Annotated in this window: 2 protein-coding genes and 1 pseudogene; 1 reads left to right on the top strand and 2 read right to left on the bottom strand. The window is 60.3% G+C overall.

Annotation, left to right across the window (positions count from 1 at the left end):
* Positions 1 to 326: 326 nt before the first annotated feature.
* Together ASE69_RS23485 and ASE69_RS12645 are read right to left on the bottom strand one after the other, a co-directional pair.
* Entirely contained in the window at positions 327 to 1,034 is a 708-nt protein-coding gene (locus tag ASE69_RS23485) for a carbohydrate porin (protein WP_162236887.1), read from the bottom strand.
* 865 nt (positions 1,035 to 1,899) lie between these two features.
* Positions 1,900 to 2,493, bottom strand: a pseudogene (locus tag ASE69_RS12645) (phosphotransferase); the annotation flags it as partial.
* Here ASE69_RS12645 and ASE69_RS23000 point away from each other — a divergent pair.
* Positions 2,458 to 2,622, top strand: a complete 165-nt coding sequence (locus tag ASE69_RS23000; protein WP_235518694.1) for an SDR family NAD(P)-dependent oxidoreductase — start codon at positions 2,458 to 2,460, stop codon at positions 2,620 to 2,622. The pseudogene ASE69_RS12645 and the gene ASE69_RS23000 sit on opposite strands and share 36 nt — an antisense overlap.
* Positions 2,623 to 2,735 lie beyond the last annotated feature (113 nt).

Here is a 2,735-nt window from a genome sequence, read left to right as displayed (position 1 = left end):
AACGAGGTGCATCCGCACCGCGCTTTGCGCTATCGATCACCCCGCGAGTTCATCGCGCAAACCTGCGAGGCCCTGTCAGGCCTTTAGGGGGCAACAACACCCGGGCTTGGCGCATCCTTCGTCTCGGTGCCAGGTACGCTGTTTCGACACTTTCGAACTCGAGGAAGATCTGTGCGGAAATAGCGTGATGAGCGACTACCCGGCCATGACATCGGCCCCTTGCGAATGGCAAGTGAACGTTGGCGAACACCCCTTGGACGGTCCAGATTGCTCCAGGAAATTGATGGGCATCTTGGCGATATGCAATCAGCGCGCTGGTGGAAGACTTAGAACAGCGTGATCAGGCTTAGGTAGCCGTTCAGTGCTGGCCCGAACCTTGGGCTGAAGATCGAATGCACCGTTACTCCCAAGCCCGGCTGGATATAGATCCCCGCCGCAGCGCGATAGGCGTAGCTGGCCGTGGCAGCCCAGGTACCTCTGTAGAATGATTGGTTTGTCGGGACACGAGCGCGCAGTCCCTCCGGACTATATACGTTATACGTTGTTACCAACGATGCCAGATCGAACGGACGACTTTTGATGAGACCGACGCCATAGACTCGGCCCTCGTAATATTGCGTGTAAAAGTTCTGTTCCGGTGGCGCGTAGTTGAATGTCGCTCCGGCATAGATTCCGCGAAAGGGTTTCGCCGGATCGGTCTGCATCAGCTGTCGATCGGCAGCGGCGAAAACGGCCCAATTTTCTTTTTGCGCACCGTCGGAAAAGCGAGTGTAGCGCGTCGAATTATGAATGCCGCCGAACCGTACCCAGGCAGATTTCGTTCCGGGCGCCGATGCCCGATTGAAACCGATTTCGTCGATCAATAATACGCCAGTCCCTGGAGGGGAGAATCGGAAACCTCCTGGGTTTACGGCGTTTTCCGCTGTCGCGCCCCCTGGTGGCAAGCTGCGCTGAATACCGAATTTGTTATAGAAGCCGGTCTTGGATCGTACCCGGACGTTGATACCGGGCGCGGCAAACCCGCCATAACTCAAACCGAGTTGGAACGGGATCGTCGCCTGCGGTCCAAGGTTTCCGGNGGCGCGGCAAACCCGCCATAACTCAAACCGAGTTGGAACGGGATCGTCGCCTGCGGTCCAAGGTTTCCGGTTGCCAGATTGCCACCGACGTTGATCCCGAGAAACTCCTGCGTGTTGTCGATGTAGCCCGCTTTGAAGTCCAACACCCCGGCGATCACATCCTGATAATAGTGCAGACGACCGATCCGGATTTTCTTCGGACCGTTCACTGCTGGAAAGCTGTTGTCGACGATGCTCAATGTCGTCGCGACCTGTCCACCCTTGAGGCCAATACGGCCGAGATCATAGGTCGCGGTGAGGCTGGCCGTGGTATTGGTTCGTGTATCCGCTGACCGTTATAAAGCTGTGGTCCACGATAGCCGCGATCGTTCTGCAAGAAGTCATACTGGAAATTAGCCGTATTGATCGGCGAAATGCCGATGCCGATATCGGCGAGCGCATCACGAACGCCCAGATGATCGGCGAGGATCGTATCGGCGACCTTGGGATACGAGATCGCCCAGCCCTTCAGACTAAGATCGTCGAACCGCTTGAAGCGATCGGGCGCGGGCAACACGCTGTCGTCTGGCAACGCGCTCGTCGTGGCCGGCTGTGTCGTCTGTTCGGGGGGAACCGGCCGCGGGGGCACCTGAGCAAGAGCCACGGAGGGCGCTGACACCGCCAATAGCGCTGCAACGCAGCAGAATGCGGTAGGATCGGACATACGCAACTCTCCAAATATCAGCGACGCGTCGCGCGCTCCGCCTGCGCCCAGGCCAGCGCCNTAGCGCTGCAACGCAGCAGAATGCGGTAGGATCGGACATACGCAACTCTCCAAATATCAGCGACGCGTCGCGCGCTCCGCCTGCGCCCAGGCCAGCGCCATCAATTCGGGCAGCACCGCGACGCGCTGGCGTGCCTCGGCGGACGCCGCCGTACCGTTCAGCACGCGGCCCTTTATTCCGTGGAAGATCGCGGCGAGGCGAAAGAAGTTGAACGCGATATAGAAGTCGTATCCGGGCATCGAAGCCAAGCCACGCCGAGCACAATAGGCCTGCAGATACGCCTCTTCGGATGGGATCCACAGCGAAGCCGGATCCACACCGCCGAGTCCGGCGACGATATGTGCCGGCATCCGGTACATCATGGCATGATAGGCGAAGTCCGCTCCCGGATGCCCGAGTGTCGACAATTCCCAGTCGAGCACGGCCAATATCCGGGGTTCGCTGGGATGAAAGATCAGATTGTCGCAGCGAAAGTCGCCATGCACGATCGACGATCCATCGTCGTCGAGGGGAATGTTCGCCGGCAGCCATTCGACGAGCCGTCCATATACGGGTCCCGCCCCGCAGCATCGTCGGAGCTCGCGAAGTCGCCAACGGGCGGTGCGATCGTCAATATGTCGTCGATCCGCGGCATCGCGGGTGCCGCCAACACCGGCGCTTACTGTGCGGCAAAGGGCGGCGTTCGCATGTTCACCAAGGCTACCGCGCTCGAATGCGCAGCCCTGGGCAACGGGGTACGCGCCAACTCCTCTACCCCGGACACGTCGCCACGCCCCTGACGGCGGGAGCGCACACGTCGGAGGAAGGACAGCGCGCGCTGCTGGCGGACACGCCGCTTGGGCGCAAGGCCTCGCCGGACGAGATAGCCGACGCCATTGTCTTCTTGGCCGGA

The sequence above is a fragment of the Sphingomonas sp. Leaf208 genome (assembly GCF_001421415.1).
Lineage (GTDB): Bacteria > Pseudomonadota > Alphaproteobacteria > Sphingomonadales > Sphingomonadaceae > Sphingomonas.
This window is presented reverse-complemented; position numbering and strand designations above follow the sequence as displayed.

Coding starts and splice junctions, on each gene's coding strand:
- ASE69_RS23000 (WP_235518694.1), top strand. CDS start 2,458: ATGTCGTCGATCCGCGGCATCGCGGGTGCCGCCAACACCGGCGCTTAC.